Below are 24,886 nucleotides of genomic sequence, written 5' to 3'. Positions count from 1 at the left end.
GCCGGTTTTCGCCAGCAAGCTGGCTACAGCGAGCAGCCACTGCACCGCACATAAGAGGAACATAGCCTTATTAATTACTCTTGTTTCCCTGCGTCGTACCTGACTGCCAAGAAGACTAACGGAGCACTCGCAAGAGCAAAACCAAGCAAACCATCTAACCTGCCTATCGCAACCAAAAGCGCCATAGGCAAAAGCCAACCCAGGTTTATCGCCAGCACCGCCAACGTGACCGGTAAATGCCGACCATGCCGGCGCGAAGCATATTGGTAGGCGTGGCTACGGTGTGCCTCGTACACCTTGTCCCCACGCAGCAACCGGCGCAGCAATGTCCAGGTAGCATCGACAATGAACACCGCCAACAGAATCAGCCAGGCCCACAACAACTGCGGCGCAGCCCAGGCTGCCTGCAAAGACAAAATACCCAACACCAGACCGAGAAAGCCGCTGCCCGCATCCCCCATAAAAATCTTCGCCGGGGGGAAGTTCCAATACAGAAAGCCGGCGCAGGCAGCCGCCAACAGAAGCGGCAGCAGAGCCAGATTGGACTGGCCGAGCAAGGCATAAAGCAGCACGCCACCAAGACAGACAGTCACCGCCTCGACGCCGGCAATGCCGTCGATGCCGTCCATAAAATTGTACAAATTCAGCAGCCAGACCAGATAGAACGCTACCGCTATATGGCCGAACCAGCCCAGGTCGAGGATAAAACCTGCCATTTTTAGCGGTGGCAAGCCACCCAGCCAGCACAAGGCCCAGATTGCCCCGGCAAAGTGCGCGAGCAACCGCCAGCGTGCAGCGATATGACCGTGGTCATCGAGAAAGCCCACCACAGCCACCCAGCCACCACCACCGAGCAAGGCCCAGGTCAGCCCCCAACTGATTTCGTCGACCCACGCCAACAGTGGCAAAGCCAGAAGAAAGGTCAGAACGATAGCTACACCACCACCACGGGGGGTCGGCACCGTATGGGAGCTACGTGCATTTGGAATATCCATCAGGCTGCGGGTAAGCGCATAACGGCGCAATAGCGCTGTCAGCAGCAATGAAGCTGCCCCTGCAACGGGAATAAGCCACCACAAAATCATCAGTCTTGTTGCTCTAGAAAGTCGTTGGCTGTCTGCTGCAGGGCCGTGTCCAGCGAGATAACTGGCACCCAATTGAGCAGCGCTTTGGTTTTGCTGATATCCACCTGCAAGGAACCACATAGGCGCTGCGCGACATCGCGCTTACCCAGCGCTGTCGCGGCAACGGTTAATAGCCAGGCGGGCACCGGCAGCAATCGCGCAGGCTTACCCAGTGCGCGCGCCATACGGCGCAGCAGCTCCGAGGTGGACACATCCTCATCATCGCTCACCAGAAACGTCTGATTGGCTGCAGCCGGGTGGTCGATACAGGTGACGATCAAATCCACCAGGTTCTCCAGCGCCACCAAACTGCGCTTGTTATCGATCGCACCCAACGGCAACGGCATGCCTTTGGCCAGCCAGCTCATCATGCTGCGGAAATTGGCTTTTACCCCGGGCCCGTAAACCAACACTGGGCGGATGATCACCACCTGCATACCGGTCTCCGCCGCAAGCGCCAACAGCGCCTGCTCGGCCTCGTGCTTGGAAATTCCGTAAGCGTCCCGCGGCATGGGGACGGAATCAGCGGTATACGGATGGCCGGGCTGGGTTTGCTCTCCGTTGACTTTGATGGAACTGAGAAAGATAAAGCGCTTCACCCCGGCGGCAGCCGCCTGGCGCGCGAGGCTCAGGGTGCCGTGCACGTTGACCGAGCGGTACTCCAGAATCGGGTTTGCCGCCGAATCGCTCATCACATGCACCCGCGCCGCCGCGTGAATCACGCAGTCCACACCGGCCAACCCATGGGAAAAATCGCTGGTAGCGAAGTCGCCAACCTGAACAAACTCGATAGCCGCTTTGACAGCCTTGGTCTGGCGGGAAAACGCTGAAACCTTCATGCCGGGCTTGGCACTCAACAGCTTCACTACCGCTTGCCCCACAAAGCCGGACGCCCCTGTAACGACAACCTTAAACATGGATAGACGCCTTGGGCTTGCGCAACAACTCCAGAAGTTTGAACGGAATTTTCAGCAGCACCAGAAAAATATTGGTGTAAACACCGTTCTCGCGGCAGGCATGCACAATTTCAGTGTTCAAGCGAATGCTGCTTTTTATTCCCGCCGTACTTGCACCGCCCGCGCGCATCCGGACCAGTACCTTATCCATGCGTAAGTAATTGAGTTTATTGACCAATAGCCAGCGGACGAAAATTTCGTAATCCGAGGAGATCTTATAGTTGAGGCTGTAACCTCCAAAGCGTTTATAGACCTGACTGCGAACAAAGGTCGCCGGATGCGGCGGCATCCAGCCGAAACGAAGCTTCCATGGCCTGAATTTTTCAGAGGAGTAATAACGCGTGACACGCGTTAAATCATCAGCGGCAACGAATACAACATCACCGAATACAACATCGGCAGCGGGGGCGCTGTCAAAAGTCGCAACAACATCGCTGATCGCATGGCGGGATTCATAGAAGTCATCCGAATTCAGCAGACCCACCACATCGCCTTTAGCGCGTGCAACGCCTTTATTCATTGCATCATAAATACCGCGATCACGTTCACTGATCAGCACACTAATGGAATCACGGTACTCCTCGATGATCGCCAAGGTGTTATCCGTCGAACCACCGTCCACCACAATATATTCTATGTCCGCATAGTCTTGAGCAATAACAGACTCAATCGCGTCCCTAATAGTTTCACCACTGTTGTAGCAAACGGTAATGATGGAAACCTTCAAATCAACCACTCCAAAACCCAGTACTCAAAACTAACCAGACCCGGGTGAGCATAAAAATACTGAACGGCCCTAGCGAAACTTCAACGCGAAGTACCGCTTAATCAGTGACATCAGTAAAGACACACGCCACGCTAACTGGGTAACTTTTGAGGCTGACGATTTACCCGCTGTATCCGATGCGTTCCCGCCGTGGCGACGATAGTGCATCAGTGGCAAATCAACAAATTCGACGCGCCCCACCATCGTTCCGACCATCCCCAGCCACCAATCGTGCATCGGCAGGCCGTGAGGAAAAGGCAATGCGGCAACGGCGACGTCACGCCGAAACGCCATGCAGCAGCCCAAGAAAGAATTTTTGGTGAGGTTCTTGATAAAGCCTGGGCCAGAGCCGCGCAGGGTATAAAACGACTCGCTGACGACATGGCCTTCGGCGTCGACAACCTTACAGTCGGACACCACCAGATCAGCGCGCTGAAGCGCTTGTAGGGTGACCTCCACTTTATTGTCTAGCCAGATATCGTCTTGGTCCGACAAAAAAATGTACTCACCTCTGGCCTGCTGCAATACGAACTCGAAGTTCTTGATCAAGCCCTTCTGCGGCCCCGCCAACACGGTTAGACGAGGATCGCTAATGGCGGCCAGCACCTGCAAGGTATTGTCCGTCGAGCCATCGTCAGAGATCAGCAACTCACAGACTTTTTCCGAGCGCAGAATACTATCAACCTGCGCTGCGATGTAAGCGCCACCATTGAAGGTGGTCAAACAAACGGAAATCACATCTCCACCTTGACAGCGGGTAGCTTGAAAGACAAATAGAGCAATCCACTCATTGGTGAATTCTCCCACTAACGCCTTTAATTCCATCCCTAATAGCAAGCGCGCAATAGCGCAAATACTGATATCTATCTCGAAGGAACAGCAAAATAACTAGCTGATGAAAGTGATTGAGCGCTATCTCGCGAAGAGAATACAGCAAAGGGACATGTCGCAAGCGAAGTAGAAGCAATGAATTACGAATGCGGTAATAGCGCCGAAGTGGGCTATGTACAGGAACGACAAAAAAACGAAATCTCAATGACTGATCGCCAATCGAGTGGAGCATACTGGCACGTGGATTGACTCTTATGGAAATACCCTCACGCATACACCTTAGGCACCACTCAGTATCCACATAATCAATAAAAAGTCGCTCATCCATACAACCGACTATAGAAAAAACACTGGCATCAACCATCGTTCCAGAGGAGATCACTGTCGATACGTCTATAGCCTCAGAGAAACTATTTACCGAGCGCTTACGTACAGTCCCGCACGCACGTACGTCCACCAAAGGATATTCAAACCCCTGACTTTCATTGAAAAAAACCGGAGCGGATATTTTGACTTCTGGGTCCTTAAACGCATCGACCAACTCCGCGATCAAACGCTCGGAGATAACACTGTCCTGATCAAAAAATACGATCCTTTCAGCCCCTTGGGCAAGGCAAGTTTCTATGCCGATATTCTGCGCCGTTGCGATGCCCTTGTTATCACCAAGCAGAACCAGATGACATAGCCCTGATACCGCTGAAAAATCAATGCCAGCGCTGTTATCCACGACACAACACACAACGTCTGCAGCCCTCAAAGACTGCAACAGCGCAATGAGTTTTGGAAAAATCGGATTATAGGTAACAAGAACTGCAAAAACATTAGAACTCATAGCAGCCCCCAATGAGCGACGAGAAACACTTGACCGCAGCCTTTATCGACTGCCGTCTCATGCACGCAGCCTTGCACGCAGCTTACATTTAAGTGCTAGCAACGCACCGTACAGGAACGACATGCCGCCCCACACATACCCATAGTTTTTACAGACAACTGCCGACATCTCGGTGATGTTAATGGCTGCACTGACACCGCCAGGCAAGGCATAGCCCTCCAACGCGTCAGAACGTGCGAACTGGCAGCCCTGCTTGTACAAGCGGAGGTTGAAGTCATAATCCGCGTATACCTTGAAATCCAAATCAAACGGCGGCGTAGGGTGCAGTTTTTTGGGTATTAGCAGAGCCTGGTGATGCAGTGTATTTCCTAATTTAAGCCTTGAACTCAAGCCCGATCTAAAAAGATAATCACCGAGAAGCACATCACCATAAAAAATCACGTCACTTTGCAACACCTGAGTATCCGGCAAAGAAGTCATATAATCGCCAACACCCATATAAATAACATGGGAATTCAACTTGGCTAACGACCAGCCTTTATTCATGGCATCGTAAATACCGCGATCCTTTTCACTTACCCAGTAGTCAATCAGACTATCACTCTCCTTCAAAAACTCGATGGTACCGTCTCTGGAGCCGCCATCTATAATAATCAGCTCAAGATCATTACGGCGCAGCGCGGAAATCCGACGAACCGAATTCTTAATATCCTCGGCGCCGTTAAATACAACAATAATTACAGTAATCGCCACAGACTTGGCGGGACCGCCATTAACACGGACTCCGCCTTCAGCAATACGTCCTTCGTGAGAAGGAAGTCTGTGCACAGACAGGGTGCTGGAGATTGGCCGATCTAAATCCATGTTGGGAAGTTCTATCTCATTCATAGCCAATCAACCACGCTCACACATAAAAAAAATAACGACGAGTTGAAAATCAACCTCTCGCCTCACCCACATGCTGTACATACCACGTATAGGCGTCGCGCAAACCAGTCTCTAGATTTATTGATGCATGCCAGCCAAGCGCATTCAAACGAGAAACGTCCATCAACTTGCGGGGCGAACCGTCCGGCTTAGACGAATCGAAAACTAAATCCCCGGTGTAGCCGGTAACCTTCGCGATGGTTTCTGCAAGCTCACGAATGGTGCAATCGACACCGGTTCCCACATTAATATGCGAGAGCATGGCTCTGGTATTTTCGAGATAGGTTTTACCGTCCAACTCCATGACATAGACACTGGCCGCAGCCATATCATCCACGTGCAAGAACTCACGCATTGGCTTACCGCTACCCCAGATAGTCACCTGCTCATCGGCGTTTTTTACCGCCTCATGGAAGCGCCGTAAAAGAGCCGGAATCACGTGACTGTTCTCCGGATGGTAATTATCATGCGGCCCATAGAGATTTGTTGGCATGACACTACGATAGTCACGACCAAACTGGCGATTATAGCTCTCGCACAACTTTATACCGGCTATCTTGGCAACGGCATAAGGCTCGTTAGTTTCCTCGAGCACACCGGTCAGCAATGCATCTTCACGCATTGGCTGCTCAGCCATTTTTGGATAAATGCAGGACGAGCCTAGAAACAACAATCTCTGCACTCCATTAACATGGGCCGCGTGAATCACATTCGCTTCGATGACCAAGTTTTCATAAATGAAATCGGCCGGGAAAAAATTGTTAGCATGAATCCCCCCTACTTTGGCCGCTGCCAGATAAACCTGATCAATACGATTGGCTTGGAAAAATGCCTGCACAGCAGCCTGATTGAGTAAATTCAACTCTTCGCGGCCAGCAGTAAGGATATTGCTATAGCCCAGCGATTCGAGGCGTCGCACGATTGCAGAGCCCACCATGCCACGATGGCCCACGACGAAGATGGATTGGGTCAAATCACGCACCATGCTCAGTTCTCCAGTGAAACTGGAACGTCGTGGCCATGCAGCTTCAGCAACGCGTGGCGCCGGGCAACTTTAAGGTCTTCCGCCACCATCTCGGCGCACATCTCCTGCACGGTGATCTCGGGAACCCAACCGAGCTTTTCCTTCGCCTTGGTCGGATCGCCCAGCAGCGTTTCAACTTCTGCAGGCCGGAAATAACGCGGGTCCACGCGCATGATGATGTCGCCTACCTTGAGCGCAGGAGCCTTGTCGCCATGGATGCTATCTACAATCGCGACTTCATCAATGCCCTGCCCTTCAAAGCGAAGCTTCACGCCCAGCTCCTCGGCCGACCAGCTGATGAACTCACGCACGGAGTACTGCACGCCTGTAGCGATAACAAAATCATCCGGCGCGTCCTGTTGCAGCATCATCCATTGCATACGCACGTAATCTTTCGCATGCCCCCAGTCACGCAGGGCGTCGACGTTCCCCATGTACAGGCACTGCTCGAGCCCCTGAGCAATGTTGGCCAAGCCTCGGGTAATTTTGCGCGTCACAAAGGTTTCGCCGCGACGCGGGGATTCGTGGTTGAACAGAATGCCGTTACAGGCATACATGCCATAGGCCTCCCGGTAGTTAACCGTAATCCAGTAGGCATACAGCTTGGCCACCGCATAGGGTGAGCGTGGATAGAACGGCGTGGTTTCTTTCTGAGGAGTTTCCTGCACCAGACCATATAACTCCGAGGTAGATGCTTGATAAAAACGGGTTTTCTTCTCCAGCCCTAGGAGACGAATCGCCTCCAGAATTCGCAAGGTACCCATGGCATCCACATCGGCCGTATATTCCGGCGACTCAAAACTTACTGCCACATGCGACTGCGCACCGAGGTTATATACCTCATCCGGCTGCACTTCCTGAATAATTCTGGTCAGGTTGGAAGAGTCAGACAGATCACCGTAATGCAGCACAAAATTACGGTTGTCGACATGCGGATCCTGATAGATGTGGTCCACCCGCTGGGTGTTAAAGGAAGACGCACGGCGTTTGATACCATGAACCTGATAACCTTTTTCCAGCAGCAGTTCAGCCAGGTAAGAACCATCCTGCCCAGTAATACCTGTAATAAGTGCTTTTTTAGCCATCTACATTTTCTCCATACAGGACTTTATAATATCAATATAATCGAGCGCAAAATTTTCCACTGCACCTGGATACGCTAAAGCGGCTTTCGATTTTCGCGCCACCTCAATTTTAGGGTCATATTCTACAACAATACGCCGCATGCAATCAGCGAGCTGATCTGCGCGATCGGCAGGAAAATACAATGCATCCGCTGGATTCTGCTCTCGATGAACGGATATATCAGAAAGAATTAGCCGCTTACCTATATACTTGGCTTCTTCTACAGTGGTACTCCAGCCCTCAAACAAGGAAGGGTTAATTACGGCGACAGCGTAATTAAACAGCGCATACATATCCTCCCTTGGCACCACACCCAAAATTTTAAACCGGTCATTTAATCCAGCGGAAGAAACCTTAGCCAGAAGCTGCTGTATATACTCAGGATTACGGTGATCTCTAGTTTCACCACTGCAAACGACAACGAAATCGTCCGACAATGCGCTCAACGCCTCAACCACCACTTGATGATTCTTATGCTTCCAGAATTGATTGGGCAAATAAAAAAAGGTATTGCGTAGTTTATATTTTTCGCGAATGGATGACTCTGACATAGCGCCAATCGCATTCACATCCAGAATTGGCGCAAAGCGTAAAACGTGGCTTCGCACGTCAGTCAACTCGGGATAGAACTGTCTAAAATCTCGCTCAGCAGAAGCGCTACTAAATAGAATTTCCCGGGACCAAGCGGTGGATCTAATCGCATTATCCCTACTCAACAACTCCTGACTATTGAAAAACTCCGGGTAATATTTGTGCTGAAAATCCGGCATCCAAAACACTTCAGGGACACGAGAGTAGCGGCCAGGCTGAACATGGGTAAATATAGTGATATCGTTCTCAATTGACTCGCTCCATAAGGAAAAATCGATACTTGTTATTTTCCTAAGAAATCGAATGAGGAGCGAGGGGCAGAATACGCGGGAGGACTCTTTGACTGTTACCGTCTTACCATTCAGATGAGAAAGAGCCGCCGCATCATTGGTGAGAAAAAAAACATGAACTTCTTTAGAAGAAATATTATTCAAGGCAACAGCAAGGCTCTTGAAGTAATTAAGACCTCCGAGCCAGCCATCTGCCACACGAACAGTAATACCAACATTAATCATAAAATTGCCACATACTGTTTTTTCAGTACCATAATGCAATCAACCCTTATGACTGGCTGCAAGAACAGATTTAAACCAATCCGCGTAATTACGCACCCCCTGCTCTAAATTTACCTTGGGAGTCCAACCTGTGGCTAATGCTAGAGCTGTATCCGCTTGAAAGCCCGGAGGATCGCCTGCACGTTGCAGACCTGAGAAATAAGGCTCGCCTTGGACGGTATTGGCTTGAAAAAGCTTAACTAAAATATCTTTTACAGAAACACCTACCCCGGCACCACCATTGAATACAAAGTTATCACTCGAGACATTTGACAGCCTGACTATAAGCTCAGCAACATCGGTGACATGAAGCCAATCGCGCACCTCTGCTCCCGTGCCTGAAAAAGAATAATCTCCTGCAACGATTTTATTACAAGCATCCCACAACAACTGTTTCTTTAGACCGTCGCCGTATATCGAAAATAGCCTGACCACTGTCACTGTCAAATTAAAATTATTACTATATGACCTGCACAGTTCTTCGCATAACAACTTATGAACGCCGTAAGGCGAGAGGGGCTTGAGTGGTTCAGACTCAGAAATAGGTAAGGCCTCAACCGCACCATAAACTGCTGCGCTAGACAAATAGATAAACTTTGCCTGCGGAGCATGCAATCTTGCGTATTCTAACGTAGCAGCTGTAGTGCTTACCGAACTGACAAAATCATCATGCGGATGAGACATGGAAAAGAAAACTGATCCGCTACCGGCACAGTGCACAATAACGTCGAACGTCTCTCCAAATAAGCGCGTGCTCAAAGACTCAAAACTGACACTGTCAGAACACCAACGATCAACACCGTATGCTTCCTGCTCGTCGCCACACCAGTTGCCATGCCCGATGCCGGTGACATGGTAGCCGTAATTTGAAAAGCACTTAGCAACGTGCCGACCAATAAACCCGTAAGCTCCCGTCACTAAAACCCTTCTATTCATTCCGACACTCCGTGCTCAACATCAATCAACGGAAGCGTAAACAATAGATCGCTCTCTTCTTCCGGCGAGAGGAATGTCAACTGCCCCTCAGCGTCGCGCGCTTCGCGGAACTTATGAAGTATAAATCCCTCGGCGACAGACAGCTCTCGAAGAGGTGCTTTTAGCAAATCTCGACGCACAAAAAATGCGTTGTTTCCCGCAGAATTGCATCCTACAAATGCGTAGCCTTTGCTATCACCCAACTGACACAGCGCTTTCAAAGACGCGCCATAATATATATGAGAATAGTGCGCCTCAGAGCGTACAAAATCTTGATCATATGGTACTGTCACGGCCCTATCCGCGCCGAAGCGTGCATTGTACTCGGTCACGACAATAGCCGGTTTAACGGAGTCGATAGACTGCCAAACCCAATAATCGTTGCCATCAATATCAATAGACAGAAGCCCTATCTCGCCCTGCACACCATTTCGCAGAAAAATAGAATTTATATTGTCACGATCAATGAACTGACACTCCGCCTTAAGATTGTAACGCCAATATATCGGATCGTTTTTTATATAATTAATATTATCCGAGCTACCATCAATGACAAGCCCCGACCAATTATTATTAATCAACAAAAACCTTGTATTAGACTCACAGTAATTTTGCACACCGAACTCAATGAAAATCTTGGACACTGGGTTAATAGTGCGAATAATCGCCTGCAGGATTCCATCCTCCCCCCATTGAGAGAAAACTTTAAACTCCGCACCATGCAAAAAACCGTCAAAACCATGCTCAACCTGCCGAGACTCTATGCGCCCTAGCGCCACCTGCATCTCGTCCAGCTTCAATCGCAGAGCAAAAACCTCTCCAATTACACTTTTTAATTTACGCAAAAACATTTACCACCCCCATAAATCGAATAACCCAATAGCGCAAAGACTAACCGCTAAACAGCCCAGAAAACGGGTTTGAAAATGAGAACACGAACAAAACTTTAAGGTTATAAAGCGCATATTCTTGCAGCGACATTTTCGACTTATAAATTGAGCGCAAACGTGTCAGAAGCATATTTCGAGAAGAAAGCTTAAACATAACCCTCAGCTTCACCTGCGCGAGAAATGACATATTACTCCTCTTATACAGCATCGCTGAAACGTCCTTATCATACATTGAGGTCGATCTATACAGCTTCACAAACGCTGTACTCAAACCAGAGCTAGCCTGATAAACGCGATAACCCATCCAAGCGCTGGATATGCCTACCAACCCGCTCATAGCAAGAGAGTAAAACAAATAGTTGTCCGCATTGGAGCCATCTGGATAGTTATTAAAACCACCTGCATCGAGAATGTCTTGACGCCTTGCAAACAAAGAAAAATAAGTCAACACTGGCGACTTTACGTGACCAGCCATAATACTATTTACGTATGAATTACCGGCGACCACTTGCGACTCAGAAAGCTGGGACTCTTTTATCGAGAAGTCACTTTCACCGATAATTTCTTGAGTTCCTATAGCCACCTTTACTTGCGGATCGTGAAAAAGCGACATCATTTCGCTTACATAACTAGCACCAATAAGATCATCATCCGATAAGATCATTAGGTACTCACCACTAGCTGCCGACAAGCACAGATTCATATGCTCGCTAAACTCTAAACGCGCAGCGTGTGAAATTATATTTATCCGAGGATCCAACTTCTGCGGCAAAAGAGACGCAGTAGGCACACTTGGAGAATTATCAGAAATCAATATTTCCAAATTACTATAATCTTGACCAAGCACCGCCGCCAATGTGTGCCTAATATAATCAGGACGCCCAATCGTTGGAATAATGATGGTAACTAACGCACTCATAAAACACGCAACCTTTTATAATTTTGATCTTACAAGGTATCCGAAACCATCACCCAACACTTTCACGTAGGGCACTTTGAAAATCTTCCCCGTCTCCATTGGCCACTTCCAATTGTTATACAACACCTGCATCCCCCCTTGGGCTAAAACCAGCCCTAACATGCCAAGCAAGGGGGCCAGCAACAGCGAACTCAATACAATAGCCATGCCTGTAATTATTGCAGCAGCAGCAAAGGGTGTTTTATTACCTGTAGCAATGAAGTTCGCACACGAACCATGATTTATCTCTAACAGGAAAACCAAAACCATCAGCCAGAGAATGGGGCTCGCAGGCAGCGTGGTTGGGCTATTGATAATTGCCAGAAAATAGTTACCGAGGACAGCAATAAATACAGCGCCTAGCAAATAAATAAACAATGACAACACCAAGAGCATAGAAACGCCTTTATAAACCTCACCATGTTTAGCTTGTGCTCGCAACGTATTTATCTTAGGCATGGAAATATTGAAGGGTACTGATGCAACAGTGTTGAGTATAAAAAATAGCTGTATTGCCAGGCCATAGCTAGCAGCCTCAGCCAAACCCAACAAGGAAGCAGCAATCAAAACGTTCGCTCGCCAGATTAAAAACACCCCAACCAATACCACACCAAAACGACTGGCGTTATGCCACAGCATAAATATGATTTTTTTCGGACCTGTCTTTGTAGGTAGCAGGTTTTTCATTTCCGGATGTGCGGAAGAGAAAACGAAATATAGCGCTAGAAAGCGACTGGTTACCATTGAAACGATAGAGGCTACGCCCATACCAACAAGACCAAACCCCAAACCCACCAACACTACACCCAAGATAACGAACAAAACCCTAGAGAAAACGATAACTTTATTCGCTTCAGAAACTTGCCCACGTCCCTGTAAAACAGCGTTTAGATAACCATAATAAAAACTGATGACCAGCCCCAGCGCATACAATCCCCACCCGATAAGAACGTAGTTCTCGTTGACGCCATCAGGCAACAGGGTATGTATATAAAACGTTCCAGCTGTCAGCAAAAAAATAGCTGCCAGACAACTGACAAAAAAATAGATTCGTCTAGAGGCAATCAGCAAATCTGAAAACAGCGTTTGATCCAGCTTGCCGCCCTCACAGGCTGGCAACTCTTCTGCCTGCAGTTCTTTTGCACCAGCGTAGACATAAGAAAAATTTCGAATGAGTATTGGCTGGAAGCCCAACTCTAATAACTGCGCCAACCCCGCGATAGAAACAAATACAAACCACAACCCCACTTCATCTGTTGACATGAAGCTGACAACCGCGGGAAGCATAATAAGCCCAGCTCCGATATTCAGAAACTGCGCAGCGTACCCCCAGGAGATATCTCGACGAGAAAACAAAATTTCACCTAACATGTGAACTTGAGAGCAGACAGATAAAAATCTTGAAAAAACTGCAGCGAATTACCTATCAACAGAAATACTCAGTATCAAACGTCCCCTTAAAAGCGGCCGCTATCTGACGTCCTCTGAGGACGCAGTCATCGGACCAAAAGTACTTCCACTGCCCAAATCTTCCTGCAAGCACGAGCCTATCCGGTGCAAAATTTATTTCCCTCTTCCAATCGGTCATCGCATCTAGATCATCGTCCTCACGCACCAAGCCATATCCGCTTAGCCAGTCAAATATGCAATCCAGACTCTTCCGACGGGAGTGATCAAACACCACGTTGGCATGAGGAATATAATGCGTATGGCAGGATTCAACTGAGGCAACAAAACCCATTGCAATCAATTCCTGGCACACAATTTCCGCAATCTCATTATGGGAAAGCGTAAAGGGTTTGTACCGGGAGGCATAGACCTCAACCTGAAGTGCCGTTTTACCCGCTGGAACGCTGCTAGGCGAGATCAACTCAATGCAACTGATCCGTGTAGAAAGCATATTTTCATCGTATACGTACATCCAATGGTAAGATTTCATCGTTGGGTGGGCAGCCACCACGTTGACGAGGAGCATGGATGTACAGGTCAACTGATCCGCCGCGCTACGTACATTCTCGGGCGGGGAGCAGAGACGAACGAAGTCGGGTAAAGGGATTGTATTAATCAGCTTTTCGTAAATATGCAATTCGCCATTAGCGAACTTAATTTCTTGGCGCTCGAGATCAATAGATGTTGCTTGATACCCAGTGCTTATATTTGCACCTGCGATAAAGCCTTTAGCGTAAGAAAAATACCCACCGTTGTTTGGGTAGCGCACCTCTTGAATATAGTGCGCAGCAACACTTGGCGGTCCATTATAGCCTTTGACAACCGCATCTATTTCTGGCCGAAATACACGCCCCCCCACCCAGTCTGTCGTGAGCTGCTTGGGTGCTACTGTCCAATATTTTTGGGTGTAGACAGCGGAAAACTCTGCAGTGAAGACGTCACCGAATGCAGCAAGCAACCAGTCCTCATAGCTCGCTACATGGTGGTTTTCATCAGCAGCGTGTTCAACTCGCGCCAAGAACCCATCTAGACACTGAGATCGTAGCGGCTCTGGCACAGCAAATAGGTTTGCCTGAGCAGGGTGTGGTATCCATGCCCCATGGAAGTAGTTGCCAACTTCTGCTTTGTAGCTCGAATATTCTCCGTTGATACTTTTTTCAAAAAGGCATTTTACGTAATTATTTTTTGTAAAGGATACATGCGGGCCTTGGTCCCATACACAACCGTTTTTCTCACGGCTATGAATATGCCCACCTGGATAGGAGTTAGCTTCGTATATACGACATTGATCGTGCCCCAAATGAAAGGAGCAGCTTAAGCCCGCCAATCCAGCGCCTAGTATGGTGATCATTTGGCTGTTTCGTCCTTACTTACAAATCTTTGCTCTTTAAATCTTCGGTACGCAGCGCATGACTTCATTTTCTCGATAGGGTAATGCGCCGACCAAAAGACGCCCTTTCGCCTCCCACTTATCCCACCAATACTTGGCAAATTCGAGCATGGAAACCGGTACCCCACTGCCTACGTTCAACACCAGAGGCTCACCTGGGCGAATATCTGAGCGCTCAGCAGAACGCTCAATGGCTTCCGCAACATTCTCAACCGGGAAATAGTCCCTTACTTGCTCACCCGCTGTCATTGGGAAATCGCTGCCACTCACTGCAGCGGCGCGAAGCGCAGGCCAAAAATTACCTTCGTATTGCCCTTCACCAAAGGCCGAAAAAATTCGCAAATAACAGAGTTCAATATTTGACTCTATTGCAAATGCCGTAGCTGCTACATAAGCAGCAGCTTTCGACGCGGCATACAACGAAGCAGGCTTTAACGGTGCATCAACAGGGATAAAATCATAGTTATCAAACGACCGCCCATACTCAGCAAACGACCCGGCAACTACAACGCGCTTAATATTGGCTTGATTTGCCTTGTCGAGAAGGCCCACCATCACACTAACGTTCCAATAAAATAATTCTTGCACAGTCGCTTTCTGTGGGCTTACACCCGCCGAGGCTAAGTGAATTAAAACATCATGCCCTGCTAAATCTGCAACACTGACCTCGTCCATCGCCTTAGTAAGCCATACTATCCTACTCTCAGTAGATAGCTCAGATGCAGAAGCTGTTCGGCGAAGTGCGGTAACCCGATGGCCAGTGCTGGCCACACGCGACAAGTAATGCCCACCTATGAATCCTGTACCGCCAGTCAAAAATATATTCATAGCAAGTTGTTAGGTGCAGCTCGGATAAATGAATGGGCTGACAAATTCGGAAAGCCCAGGGAACAAGGTGTCGCGAGTTGAAACCAGTGGATTCTTTACCGGCCAATCAACGTCAACGGAACTCCACAGAACTCCCGAATCGTGCTGTGGTGAATAAGTGCTGGTTACCTTGTATACAAGTACAGCTGTATCACTGACAGCGCAAAAACCGTGGGCAAGTCCTTCAGCTATATAAACATAGTTCCCTTTATCCGCGCCGAGAGTGAAGGCTTCCGCCATGCCATAGGTTGGTGACCCTTGTCTTAAATCAAGAACAACGTCAAATACCTCACCCTGCACGCAATAGACAACCTTTTTGTGCTCTTTCGGCGGCACTTGGAAATGCAAACCACGCAGTACGCCACGGTTGGAAACCGAATAATATTCTTCGACAAAGTTCGTCGCAAAATTATTCCTTTCGAATTCATCGCTATGAAAAATCTTTACGAATCGGCCACGCTCATCGTTAAAGACTCGCGGTTGTATTTCATAGCACCCTTGAATAACTGATGGTCGTATTTCGAACATTAAAAACTAAGCCCAAAGAACTCTTCTAGTTTATCACCCACAAAGTCGAAGTGCTTCTGACCCAAGCCTGGGTAAATACCCAACCAGAACGTCTGATTCATGCTGCGATCAGTATTGGTCAGTTCGCCCACCACGCGATACTCCAAGTTCTGGAAGTACGGTTGCCGAATTAGATTGCCCGCGAACAATAAGCGGCTGCCGATTTTGTTCTGATCGAGGAATTTCAGCAGATCTACGCGCTGTATACCGCTGCTTTCCTTCAGGGTTACCGGAAAACCAAACCAGGACGGTGAACTGTTGGGAGTTGCTTCGGCAATTTCGATGAAGTCCGACAGGCTCGCGAGGCGGGTTTTCAGGAGGTCGAAGTTGCGTTTGCGGGTGTCGATGAACTCTTGGGCACGCTCCAACTGTGCCAGACCGCAGGCGGCTTGCATGTCGGTGATTTTCAGGTTGTAGCCCAGGTGGGCGTAGACGTATTTGTGGTCGTAGCCCTTGGGCAGACTGCCCAACTGCTGGCCGAAACGATCGCCGCATGTGTTATCGCAGCCCGGTGCGCAGTAGCAGTCACGGCCCCAGTCGCGGAACGATTCGGCGATCGTTTTTAGCAGTGGGTCGTTGGTGAATACCGCGCCGCCTTCTCCCATGGTGATGTGGTGCGCGGGGTAAAAACTCAGAGTGCAAATGTCGCCAAAGGTGCCGACCTGTTTGCCGTCATAGGTGGCGCCCAGCGCGTCGCAGCAGTCCTCAACCAGCCACAGGTTGTACTTTTCGCACAGCGCCTTGACCTTGTTGAGGTTGAAGGGGTTACCCAAAGTATGGGCCAGCATGATAGCTTTGGTTTTCGGGGTGATGGCGGCTTCGATCAGCTCGGGATCGATGTTGTGGGTCGCCATGTCGACATCGACGAACACCGGAATTGCGCCGAATTGCACGATGGGGTTGACGGTTGTAGGAAAGCCTGCAGCAACGCCAATGACTTCGTCACCTTTGCGAATGGCACGTGTGCCAAGTTTGGGAGACGTGAGGGTGCTGAACGCGACCAGGTTGGCCGACGAACCGGAGTTTACCGACAAGGCGAATTTCACCCCGAGAAACTCGGCGAGTTTCTTCTCGAATTCGGCGTTGAAACGCCCGGTGGTCAACCAGCCGTCCAGGGACGCTTCAACCATGAACTGCAGCTCACGCGCTCCAATCACCTTGCCGGACGGAGGAATTACGCTTTCGCCAGCGACGAAGGGTTTTGGAGCCAAGGTCGCTTGCGCATACTGCTCGACGAGCTTACTGATTTCTTGGCGGAGCATATCGGGGTTCATGGGTGTTCCTGCTGTAAAAATTTAATAAGCGCCAGGAGCGGACATGTCAGCCATATAGGCGTCTATCTCGGCCAGGCAAGCGGCTCGCATGTCATTGCCGGCGAGCCAGGAGCGGTGCCAATCGACAATACGCCCCAGTGTTGTTTCAAGTGACCATGTCGGCGACCAGCGTAGACGGCTGCGGGCCTTGGAAATGTCCAGCTTCAAGTAACGGGCTTCGTGAGGCTGCGGACTTTCATCCAGTTGCCAACGTGCCTGTTCGCCCCAGCTTGCGATCATGCGCGCAAGAATCCACTCCACCGGGCGGGCATCTTCGTCTTGTGGACCGAAGTTCCAGCCTTGGGCGAACACCCGCCCCTCCTCCCACAATCGCTGTGCCAATACCAGATAACCGCTCAGCGGCTCAAGAACATGCTGCCATGGGCGAGTGGCCAGCGGATTACGCACGACGACTGGTTGGCCTTTTTCAAAGGCATTCAGGATATCAGGAATAAGTCTGTCTTCCGCCCAATCGCCGCCGCCAATCACATTGCCGGCACGCGCAGAAGCCAGAGCTGGGGATTGGGGAATATTGAAGAACGAGTTTCGATAGGCGGCTGTCACCAGCTCGGAACACCCCTTGCTATTGCTGTAGGGATCATGGCCACCCATGGGCTCGTTTTCACGGTAGCCCCATTCCCATTCACGGTTTTCGTAGCATTTATCGGTGGTAACGTTGACGATGGCGCGAAGATTAGCGCACTGGCGGGCCGCCTCCAGTACATGCACTGTGCCCATGACATTTGTCGCGTAGGTTTCGACCGGCTCGCGATAGGACAAACGCACCAGCGGCTGCGCCGCCATATGGATGAGGATGTCGGGGTTGAAGGCCTTCATGCTGGCTGTGATGGCGGCCAGGTCGCGGATGTCGCCAATCTCGGACTCCATACCAGCGGCTACTTTCGCTTCGTTGAAGAGCGCCGGTGTGGTCGGTGGCTCAAGGGCGAAACCTTTGACCCTGGCACCCATGCTTTGCAGCCAAAGTGCCAGCCAACTGCCTTTAAAACCAGTGTGCCCGGTAAGAAAGACTTTTTTGCCCTGCCAGAAGGAGGGGGAGACTTTTGCGCTCATAGGCTGTCAGTACCAGGTTTTCCAGGGAGCCTTACCGCTCTCCCAGAGCTCTTCCAGATAGTTCTTGTCGCGCAGGGTATCCATAGGTTGCCAGAAGCCGTGATGCTCGTAGGCCATCAGCTGGCCGTCATTGGCTAGGTTCATCAGCGGCTCTTGCTCCCAGATGGTGCTGTCATCGGTGAGATAGTCGAGTACTTTCGGCGTTAGCACGAAAAAGCCACCATTGATCATGGCGCCGTCACCCTTGGGCTTTTCCTTGAAGTTCATAACTTGGCCATTACGAATATCAAGTGCGCCAAAACGGCCCGGGGGGTAGGTAGCCGTCAGAGTTGCCGCTTTGTCATGGGCTTTATGAAAACGAATAGTTTCGGCAATGTCGATATCACCAACACCATCACCGTAGGTAAAGCAGAAGGCTTCTTCATTCTTGACGTAGTCGCTGACACGACGAAGGCGTCCGCCAGTCATGGAGTTTTCGCCCGTATCAACCAAGGTGACGCTCCAAGGCTCCGCTCGTTTGTTATGCACCTCCATGCTGTTGTCACGCATATTGAAAGTGACATCGGACATGTGCAGGAAGTAGTTGGCAAAATACTCCTTGATCACGTAGCCCTTGTAGCCGCAACAAACCACGAAATCGTTGATGCCGTGGGACGCGTACATCTTCATGATGTGCCAGAGAATTGGCTTGCCACCAATTTCCACCATAGGTTTAGGACGCGTACTGGTTTCTTCACTGAGCCGCGTACCCAGACCGCCAGCAAGGATTACCGCCTTCATATTTTTCTCCGAGATTCTATGATCAGTTCGAGCTTACAAAAGCATCGGAATGGAAATTTTCAGGCCCAAGGCCTGCCGCAATAAGCTTGTTTCGCGCGGACTCGATCATTGATTCGGAGCCGCAGGCGTAGACGACAGCATCTTGTAGATTGATACCGGCGGCGATAACTGCATCCTGAACGTAGCCTTGTGCACCAGAACTATTTAGAGAACGGGAAAGGACTGAAACATAATTCATGTCAAACTCGGGAAAGTCTGGAGTCCAGTACAGGTCTTTCTCAACCCTGCCCCCCCAATAGACGTGTATTTTGCGGTAGGTATTAACGCCTGCGCTTTTGGCAAGCTGCTGCAGAATCGCCTTAATAGGTGCAATGCCGGTTCCGGTAGCCAACAAGACTAATTGCGAGACTTGTGTTTGGCGCAGACAGAAGGTACCAAGCGGCCCCTCTAATCTGAGCAGGTCGTTTTCCTTGGCTTCTTCGAACCAATAACGACTCATTTCGCCATCAGGAACTTTCCGAATCTGCAAGATGATTCGTCCATCATCTCTCGGCGCGTTGGCAATCGAATAGCTGCGCCGGATACCGCCCTTGATAATATCGATGTATTGACCTGGCAGATAATGCAGTGGGCTGGTTGGTGGCAGCCTGAGCGCAACCTCAACGACATCATCAGATAGCATATGCAAGGCATGTATACGGCAGGGCAACGTCTTGACCTCAACGTTACCCAACTCACCAAGATCTTCTATATCCAACTCAATATCTGTCACAGCTGTTCGACAACAGGTGAGGATGATACCTCTGGAGCGCTCATCTTGGGTAAGTGAGTCTTCCACTTGAAGAGGTTCGGTAACTCCTGCGAGAACCCGTGCCTTGCATACGCCACAACGGCCTGTTCGGCAACTGTGTTCAAGAGCAATACCTTGCATACGAGCCGCCACCAGCAAAGTTTGCTCGGATTGACAATCGAATACCTTGGCATTGGATAGCTTTACAATTGACATAACTTATCTAAATTTTTGAACCCAGTGGAGTCGTCTTTAATCGATTGTTTGCGACAACTCAGAAAATTTACTTCTACCAAGGACTAGATCAATAACCACAACTTCGCAGTACCGGGCAAACAGGATGGCATTAGCCAAACCCACCTAACCCAAGCCCACGGCGGAAATTTTCAATTTTTTCTCCCGTACTGGTCGTCAAAACGCACGATGTCATCCTCGCCCAGGTAGCTGCCAGACTGCACCTCAATGATTTCCAGCGGGATGCTGCCAGGGTTGGCGAGACGGTGAACTTCACCCAGAGGGATATAGGTACTCTGATTCTCGCCGAGTAGCAGTGTTTCGCTACCCCGCGTGATCTCTGCAGTCCCCTGCACCACGACCCAGTGCTCGGCACGGTGATGGTGCTTCTGCAAGCTCAGGCTAGCTTTTGGCTTGACCTGTATGCGCTTGACCTTGAAGCGCCCGCCCTCATCGATGCTGTCGTACCAGCCCCACGGACGATGCACCTTGCGATGGAGACTCAGCTCTTCGCGAGCCTGCAGGTTAAGCAGATTCACAATCTGCTTAACCTCCTGACAACGACCTCTATCCGCTACCAGCACGGCATCCGGTGTTTCAATCACCACCAGGTTTTCCACACCGACCAAGGCCACAAGGCGGCTGTTGGCATGTACAAGCGAGTTGCGGGACTCGGTTATCAGTACATCCCCCTGAAGAGCATTTCCGTCCTCCTCCTTGGGCGATACGTTCCAGACCGCATCCCAGGCTCCCAGATCACTCCAACCGGCATCCAAGGGCAGCATCTTGATAGGGAATTCACTGCCTGGGCATTTTTCCATGACGGCGTAATCGACCGACTCACTGGGTATCGCCACGAAAGCATCTAGGTCAGGACGTACGAAAGCACCATCTATCCGTTTGCCAGACCAAGCTTGAGCAGTAGCCTGAAAAATATCAGACCGGAAAGCCTCCAAAGCCGCTAGCCAGACCGAAGCCTTGAGTACGAACAAGCCTGCATTCCAGTAGTAACCGCCCTCATCCAGATAAGCCTGGGCAGTTTCCCTATCAGGCTTCTCTACAAAGCGCTCGACGGCTGCTACCACCTCATCGCATGCACCCACCTTGATATAGCCATAGCCGGTTTCAGGCCTGTCGGGGGTAATGCCAAGGATGACGATGTTTCCTTGGGCTGCCGACTCAACGGCCTGGTACATCGCAAGGCGAAAGGCAGCGTCATCCTTGATGGCTTGATCCGCGGGTGTGACGACAAGGATCGGGTCGCCCCCTGCGTCGCGCGCAGCCAAGGCAGCCAGTGTCAGCGCAGGGGCTGTATTTCGCCCCACCGGCTCGAGCAGGAAAGTTGCATTCTCAACCCCCAGTTCTCGTAGCTGTTCTTGTGCCAGGAAGCGATGTTCTTCATTGCAGACAATGTAGGGCGTGCCAGGCGCATTACCCGCCTGAGCCCCTCCAAGAAGACGCTTTATGGACTGCTGGAACAGGCTGTCTTTACCTACCAGGCAAAGAAACTGCTTGGGAAAACCTGCTCGCGATAGCGGCCACAGGCGCGTACCGGCTCCACCACACAGGACTACTGGTTGAATGGGGTTAACTGACGTCATGAAGCCTTGGGCCTTGTAATAGGTAGTAGTTTCGTACAGCGTTTTTCCCATCGAGGGACACTACAGTCGATTCAGTTCTGCGCCATATGTACGCGCAGCATAGCCATCTGTGGATAAGCCGGTACGACCTCCACCCTCGGCTAATACGGCTCGATTGGAGAGATCAATGCCCTCTACGGCATCACTCGATCCATTTCGACCAGGAATTACTCCTTGTAGGTTTGCTTGCGCTTGCCTGCGCACTCGGCATTGGCAAAGGCCCCGTCTATTTCATGGGGATACTCAGCGGGCTGGCGATTTCCTACATTGCAGGCGTACCGTTCTTGTATTGGCCGGCCCTGTCATAAAAAATCTTACCAACGCGCTCGATGTGCTCAAGCAGGGCCTGATTATCCAGCTGCCGGTGTAGCGACAGGTCGAATTTGTACGGCAGGCACAGGTCATCGAGATCGCCATACAAGCTCAACAACTCCTGATCCGTAATCTCTCCCTTTAACGTCAGGTCGATATCCGACCCGGACCTGAAGGTGCCTTTGGCGCGAGAGCCATACAGAATGGCTTGAGCCAACCCCGGGTAACACGCAAAAACCTGGCAAATGGCATGAATAGCCGCAGGCGGTAAGCCGCTGTCGGATAGGCTTTGCATGCTTTTCATGGTTGCTCTGCGGCTCTGGCGAGCAGTACCTTCTGCAAGGCCTTCAGCAAGGCATGGTGTTGCTGGCTGATGTTGGTGAGGATCGCCTCTGCTGTTTCTTCGTTATAGGTGTGCGACGTTCTGTTGCGATCAGCCAACATGTTCATCCAGCCCTGCCCTTCCTCGATAAGCCCTTTACTGAATGCCTCCCGGATGGTATCCCGCGAGCCAATGATGCCTTCGATGCCCTGCCAGAGCAGGAAGTCTTTCAAGGTGTTCCAGGCCAACTCGTAGGAGTCCTCAAACGCCTGAATGACCCCCTGCTTTTCCAGGCGAGAGAGCTGCCGAAGCCGCATTAACTCCATCGCCTCATCCAGCTGCGCCAAGGCCTTGCTGAAGTTATCCAGGCGTTGCAACCAGCGGATATCTTTAGTGTTCAAAGCTGTGCTCCAAGCCTGAGTAGGAATTTTTACACGCCATGCCCGCGGGTTGCAGTCAACCGGGCAAATTGCCGTGAACGGCAGGTGCCCCAGGCTAACCACTCCCTGCTCACTCTCCTACTCCCTGCGATTATCCATCGATCACATCTGGTCTCTTGGCCGTGACAGGGCCTAAAGGCCCCTAGCAGACCGCCTGTAGACCGCCTAACAGGTTGATTTGTGTAGGAGCCAGCTTGCTGGCGATGCTCCACGCTCCGAATCGCCAGCAAGCTGGCTCCTACAATAGCCACGTTGTTTAATCCGGCCTTCCTCCTTAATCCAGGCCGAATCTATAGGCCGCTTTACTTCTGTGAACCGCTCTGCGGCCGTGGCTTGTCGCGGGCGACAGGTATTTTCACCTCGACGTGACGATTTGCCTGTCGGTACTGCGCCCGGTAGTGCTCAGCCAGGGCAATTTTGGCGTCAGCATCACCATGCACGATACGAATTTCTGACGGCCATTCTCTCATCTGCGTTACAAAATCCACCAACCCCTGCTGGTCGGCGTGGGCTGAATAACCGCCAATGGTACGTATTTTGGCGCCAACATTGTAGCGCTCCCCATCCAGGAGCACATAGCCACCATTGGCTCCGTGGGTCTGGATAGCACGACCTGGCGTACCCTGGGCCTGGTAGCCGACGAACAGCACGTCATGCCGAGGGTCATGCAGCATGGCTTTCAGGTAGTCGACGATGCGCCCACCAGCACACATGCCACCTGCAGCAATCACAATGGCTGGCTGCGCAGTCTCTGCCAGGCGCCGGACCATGGCCAGGTGAGCCTGGTGCGCGTCGACAGTCAGTAGATTGGCAAAGGACAGCGGCTTGCGCCCCTCGCGCACGCGGGTCAGCGCTTCGATATCCCAAAAGGGCTCAAGTTCACGGTAAACCTGGGTAAACCGGCTGGCCAGCGGCGAATCCAGAATAACCGGCAAGTTGTGCCAATCGATGGTTTCGCTCTCCGGTGAGCCATCTGGCCGCATCTTGGCCGCCGCAACACCTCTCCCGGGCAAGCCGGGGTGATCATGGAGAATCTCTTCCAGCTCGTAGAGCAGCTCCTGGGTACGACCGATACTGAAAGCCGGAATGAGCACACTCCCCTTGTTGGTCAGGGCCTGCTCGATGACTTGTTCCAGACGTTGGCGGCGAGTTTGGCGGTCCTCGTGCAGGCGGTCGCCGTAGGTACTTTCGATCACCAGGATATCGGCGCGCTCAGGCGCCTTGGGCGCGGGCAACAACGGCGAATGGGGAGCGCCCAGATCGCCGGAAAAGACGATACGCTTGCTGGCGCCAGCCTGTTTATAAGTCAGATCGACCTCGACATAGGCCGAGCCGAGGATATGCCCGGCACGCTGTAGGCGCAGAGCAGCTTTGAGCTGTGCGCTGTCGGCCAAGGTAAACCAGCGGTCATAGGGGAGCGCGATGATGCGCTGTTCGAGCAGCCTGAGGTAACGTTCGACCTGCTGCTGATCGCGACTGAAACCCAGCTTGAAGGCATCTTCCAGAACGATGGGCAGCAGCTTGGCAGAAGGTTCGCTGCACAAGATCGGTCCCTTGAAGCCGGATGCCAGCAGGTAGGGAATGCGCCCGACGTGATCGATATGCACATGGGTGGCGACCAGAGCCTTGATGCCCTCAAGGGAAAAATCAATCGCCAGCTTGTCGGCCCCCGCCCCTCCCTCGGGAGAGACCTCTGCCCCCTGAAACAGACCGCAATCAATCAGCAGGCCGTGCTCGGCATCCATCTGCAATTGGTGGCACGAACCGGTGACGCCTGTTACAGCACCATGGTGCAATATGCGCGGATAGCTCATCGTTAATCCTTTAACTCTGGCAGATGGCGGCACCGCATCATCCAGCGGCGCCGATTGAGAAGAAGGTCGTATTCCTGATCGACCCGCTAGTTTTTTAACGGCTGGCATTTTGCCATGCAGCGCACACTCCGACGAGATCAGAAGATCTCAAACGGAGGCCTCACGGACGATCTAGTCGCCCTGGATGGCCCGAGTAAACCCTGCATTCAGGCTGACCCGGCCCCTGCACAACTCATCCGCAGAGATCAAATCGCCAGGTAGGCAGCCAGCCCAGGGAGCCTTGCATCGCCCCCGAGGCCTTGTACTCCGCCCCCAACCACCCCCGATACCCGCAAGCCCGCAAC

At 51.1% G+C, this 24,886-nt stretch carries 24 protein-coding genes; all 24 read right to left on the bottom strand.

Features of this window, described 5'->3' with window-relative positions; all coding sequences use genetic code 11:
- Positions 1-74 precede the first annotated feature (74 nt).
- Positions 75-1,085 (bottom strand): glycosyltransferase family 4 protein, encoded by a 1,011-nt coding sequence (locus GV001_RS08375; protein ID WP_160079178.1) that lies wholly within the window; start codon positions 1,083-1,085, stop codon positions 75-77.
- Positions 1,085-2,041 carry an SDR family oxidoreductase gene (locus tag GV001_RS08370; protein WP_160079177.1) on the bottom strand — a complete coding sequence of 319 codons (957 nt, stop codon included), beginning with the start codon at positions 2,039-2,041 and terminating at the stop codon, positions 1,085-1,087. The genes GV001_RS08375 and GV001_RS08370 overlap by 1 nt, the downstream gene beginning before the upstream one ends.
- Positions 2,034-2,807 carry a glycosyltransferase family 2 protein gene (locus GV001_RS08365; protein WP_160079176.1) on the bottom strand — a complete coding sequence of 258 codons (774 nt, stop codon included), beginning with the start codon at positions 2,805-2,807 and terminating at the stop codon, positions 2,034-2,036. Before GV001_RS08365 ends, GV001_RS08370 begins: the two co-directional genes overlap by 8 nt.
- A 69-nt stretch (positions 2,808-2,876) precedes the next feature.
- Positions 2,877-3,653 (bottom strand): glycosyltransferase family 2 protein, encoded by a 777-nt coding sequence (locus GV001_RS08360; protein ID WP_218582999.1) that lies wholly within the window; start codon positions 3,651-3,653, stop codon positions 2,877-2,879.
- On the bottom strand, positions 3,634-4,509 hold the full coding sequence (locus tag GV001_RS08355; RefSeq protein ID WP_160079175.1) for a glycosyltransferase family 2 protein: 876 nt from the start codon (positions 4,507-4,509) through the stop codon (positions 3,634-3,636). Before GV001_RS08355 ends, GV001_RS08360 begins: the two co-directional genes overlap by 20 nt.
- A 57-nt stretch (positions 4,510-4,566) precedes the next feature.
- Entirely contained in the window at positions 4,567-5,397 is an 831-nt protein-coding gene (locus tag GV001_RS08350) for a glycosyltransferase (protein WP_160079174.1), read from the bottom strand.
- Positions 5,398-5,446: 49 nt separating this feature from the next.
- Positions 5,447-6,421: a GDP-L-fucose synthase gene (locus tag GV001_RS08345; protein ID WP_160079173.1), complete on the bottom strand. Its 975-nt coding sequence runs from the start codon at positions 6,419-6,421 to the stop codon at positions 5,447-5,449.
- 2 nt (positions 6,422-6,423) lie between these two features.
- Positions 6,424-7,545 carry a GDP-mannose 4,6-dehydratase gene (gmd, locus tag GV001_RS08340; protein WP_160079172.1) on the bottom strand — a complete coding sequence of 374 codons (1,122 nt, stop codon included), beginning with the start codon at positions 7,543-7,545 and terminating at the stop codon, positions 6,424-6,426.
- Positions 7,546-8,730, bottom strand: a complete 1,185-nt coding sequence (locus tag GV001_RS08335; RefSeq protein WP_160079171.1) for a glycosyltransferase — start codon at positions 8,728-8,730, stop codon at positions 7,546-7,548. It lies immediately after the preceding gene.
- Positions 8,731-9,666 carry an NAD(P)-dependent oxidoreductase gene (locus GV001_RS08330; RefSeq protein ID WP_160079170.1) on the bottom strand — a complete coding sequence of 312 codons (936 nt, stop codon included), beginning with the start codon at positions 9,664-9,666 and terminating at the stop codon, positions 8,731-8,733.
- A complete protein-coding gene (locus GV001_RS08325) occupies positions 9,663-10,556 on the bottom strand; it encodes a hypothetical protein (RefSeq protein WP_160079169.1) in 894 nt (297 codons plus the stop codon). Before GV001_RS08325 ends, GV001_RS08330 begins: the two co-directional genes overlap by 4 nt.
- 40 nt (positions 10,557-10,596) lie before the next feature.
- A complete protein-coding gene (locus GV001_RS08320) occupies positions 10,597-11,514 on the bottom strand; it encodes a glycosyltransferase family 2 protein (protein WP_160079168.1) in 918 nt (305 codons plus the stop codon).
- Positions 11,515-11,529: 15 nt separating this feature from the next.
- Entirely contained in the window at positions 11,530-12,924 is a 1,395-nt protein-coding gene (wzx, locus tag GV001_RS08315) for an O-unit flippase-like protein (RefSeq protein WP_160079167.1), read from the bottom strand.
- Between the two features lie 55 nt (positions 12,925-12,979).
- Positions 12,980-14,353: an NAD(P)/FAD-dependent oxidoreductase gene (locus GV001_RS08310; protein WP_160079166.1), complete on the bottom strand. Its 1,374-nt coding sequence runs from the start codon at positions 14,351-14,353 to the stop codon at positions 12,980-12,982.
- A 36-nt stretch (positions 14,354-14,389) separates the two neighbouring features.
- Positions 14,390-15,220 carry an NAD(P)-dependent oxidoreductase gene (locus GV001_RS08305; RefSeq protein WP_160079165.1) on the bottom strand — a complete coding sequence of 277 codons (831 nt, stop codon included), beginning with the start codon at positions 15,218-15,220 and terminating at the stop codon, positions 14,390-14,392.
- 9 nt (positions 15,221-15,229) lie between these two features.
- Complete coding sequence (gene rfbC, locus GV001_RS08300; protein WP_160079164.1) at positions 15,230-15,787, bottom strand: dTDP-4-dehydrorhamnose 3,5-epimerase; 558 nt, start codon at positions 15,785-15,787, stop codon at positions 15,230-15,232.
- Positions 15,787-17,100, bottom strand: coding sequence for a lipopolysaccharide biosynthesis protein RfbH (gene rfbH, locus GV001_RS08295; RefSeq protein WP_160079163.1), 1,314 nt, complete (start codon positions 17,098-17,100; stop codon positions 15,787-15,789). The genes rfbC and rfbH overlap by 1 nt, the downstream gene beginning before the upstream one ends.
- Before the next feature lie 21 nt (positions 17,101-17,121).
- Positions 17,122-18,210 carry a CDP-glucose 4,6-dehydratase gene (rfbG, locus tag GV001_RS08290; protein ID WP_160079162.1) on the bottom strand — a complete coding sequence of 363 codons (1,089 nt, stop codon included), beginning with the start codon at positions 18,208-18,210 and terminating at the stop codon, positions 17,122-17,124.
- A 6-nt stretch (positions 18,211-18,216) separates the two neighbouring features.
- Complete coding sequence (gene rfbF, locus GV001_RS08285; protein WP_160079161.1) at positions 18,217-18,990, bottom strand: glucose-1-phosphate cytidylyltransferase; 774 nt, start codon at positions 18,988-18,990, stop codon at positions 18,217-18,219.
- 22 nt (positions 18,991-19,012) lie between these two features.
- The gene (locus GV001_RS08280) at positions 19,013-19,996 is read right to left on the bottom strand and encodes an FAD-binding oxidoreductase (protein ID WP_160079160.1); all 984 of its coding nucleotides are present in this window, start codon (positions 19,994-19,996) and stop codon (positions 19,013-19,015) included.
- Positions 19,997-20,166: 170 nt separating this feature from the next.
- The gene (locus GV001_RS08275) at positions 20,167-21,615 is read right to left on the bottom strand and encodes a mannose-1-phosphate guanylyltransferase/mannose-6-phosphate isomerase (protein ID WP_160083244.1); all 1,449 of its coding nucleotides are present in this window, start codon (positions 21,613-21,615) and stop codon (positions 20,167-20,169) included.
- 301 nt (positions 21,616-21,916) lie between these two features.
- Complete coding sequence (locus GV001_RS08270) at positions 21,917-22,270, bottom strand: nucleotidyltransferase domain-containing protein (protein ID WP_256664886.1); 354 nt, start codon at positions 22,268-22,270, stop codon at positions 21,917-21,919.
- Positions 22,267-22,689 (bottom strand): nucleotidyltransferase substrate binding protein, encoded by a 423-nt coding sequence (locus tag GV001_RS08265; RefSeq protein ID WP_160079159.1) that lies wholly within the window; start codon positions 22,687-22,689, stop codon positions 22,267-22,269. Before GV001_RS08265 ends, GV001_RS08270 begins: the two co-directional genes overlap by 4 nt.
- A 341-nt stretch (positions 22,690-23,030) precedes the next feature.
- Positions 23,031-24,542 carry an MBL fold metallo-hydrolase RNA specificity domain-containing protein gene (locus GV001_RS08260; protein WP_160079158.1) on the bottom strand — a complete coding sequence of 504 codons (1,512 nt, stop codon included), beginning with the start codon at positions 24,540-24,542 and terminating at the stop codon, positions 23,031-23,033.
- Positions 24,543-24,886 lie beyond the last annotated feature (344 nt).

It is taken from the genome of Pseudomonas sp. 8AS (assembly GCF_902506505.1).
In the GTDB taxonomy this organism is placed as follows: Bacteria; Pseudomonadota; Gammaproteobacteria; order Pseudomonadales; family Pseudomonadaceae; genus Aquipseudomonas.
Note: the sequence above shows the minus strand (reverse complement) of the source record. Positions and strands in the feature narration are given on the sequence as shown.

Coding starts and splice junctions, on each gene's coding strand:
- GV001_RS08375 (WP_160079178.1), bottom strand. CDS start 1,085: ATGATTTTGTGGTGGCTTATTCCCGTTGCAGGGGCAGCTTCATTGCTG.
- GV001_RS08370 (WP_160079177.1), bottom strand. CDS start 2,041: ATGTTTAAGGTTGTCGTTACAGGGGCGTCCGGCTTTGTGGGGCAAGCG.
- GV001_RS08355 (WP_160079175.1), bottom strand. CDS start 4,509: ATGAGTTCTAATGTTTTTGCAGTTCTTGTTACCTATAATCCGATTTTT.
- GV001_RS08350 (WP_160079174.1), bottom strand. CDS start 5,397: ATGAATGAGATAGAACTTCCCAACATGGATTTAGATCGGCCAATCTCC.
- GV001_RS08345 (WP_160079173.1), bottom strand. CDS start 6,421: ATGGTGCGTGATTTGACCCAATCCATCTTCGTCGTGGGCCATCGTGGC.
- gmd (WP_160079172.1), bottom strand. CDS start 7,545: ATGGCTAAAAAAGCACTTATTACAGGTATTACTGGGCAGGATGGTTCT.
- GV001_RS08330 (WP_160079170.1), bottom strand. CDS start 9,666: ATGAATAGAAGGGTTTTAGTGACGGGAGCTTACGGGTTTATTGGTCGG.
- GV001_RS08325 (WP_160079169.1), bottom strand. CDS start 10,556: ATGTTTTTGCGTAAATTAAAAAGTGTAATTGGAGAGGTTTTTGCTCTG.
- GV001_RS08320 (WP_160079168.1), bottom strand. CDS start 11,514: ATGAGTGCGTTAGTTACCATCATTATTCCAACGATTGGGCGTCCTGAT.
- wzx (WP_160079167.1), bottom strand. CDS start 12,924: ATGTTAGGTGAAATTTTGTTTTCTCGTCGAGATATCTCCTGGGGGTAC.
- GV001_RS08310 (WP_160079166.1), bottom strand. CDS start 14,353: ATGATCACCATACTAGGCGCTGGATTGGCGGGCTTAAGCTGCTCCTTT.
- GV001_RS08305 (WP_160079165.1), bottom strand. CDS start 15,220: ATGAATATATTTTTGACTGGCGGTACAGGATTCATAGGTGGGCATTAC.
- rfbC (WP_160079164.1), bottom strand. CDS start 15,787: ATGTTCGAAATACGACCATCAGTTATTCAAGGGTGCTATGAAATACAA.
- rfbH (WP_160079163.1), bottom strand. CDS start 17,100: ATGAACCCCGATATGCTCCGCCAAGAAATCAGTAAGCTCGTCGAGCAG.
- rfbG (WP_160079162.1), bottom strand. CDS start 18,210: ATGAGCGCAAAAGTCTCCCCCTCCTTCTGGCAGGGCAAAAAAGTCTTT.
- rfbF (WP_160079161.1), bottom strand. CDS start 18,990: ATGAAGGCGGTAATCCTTGCTGGCGGTCTGGGTACGCGGCTCAGTGAA.
- GV001_RS08280 (WP_160079160.1), bottom strand. CDS start 19,996: ATGTCAATTGTAAAGCTATCCAATGCCAAGGTATTCGATTGTCAATCC.
- GV001_RS08275 (WP_160083244.1), bottom strand. CDS start 21,615: ATGACGTCAGTTAACCCCATTCAACCAGTAGTCCTGTGTGGTGGAGCC.
- GV001_RS08270 (WP_256664886.1), bottom strand. CDS start 22,270: ATGAAAAGCATGCAAAGCCTATCCGACAGCGGCTTACCGCCTGCGGCT.
- GV001_RS08260 (WP_160079158.1), bottom strand. CDS start 24,542: ATGAGCTATCCGCGCATATTGCACCATGGTGCTGTAACAGGCGTCACC.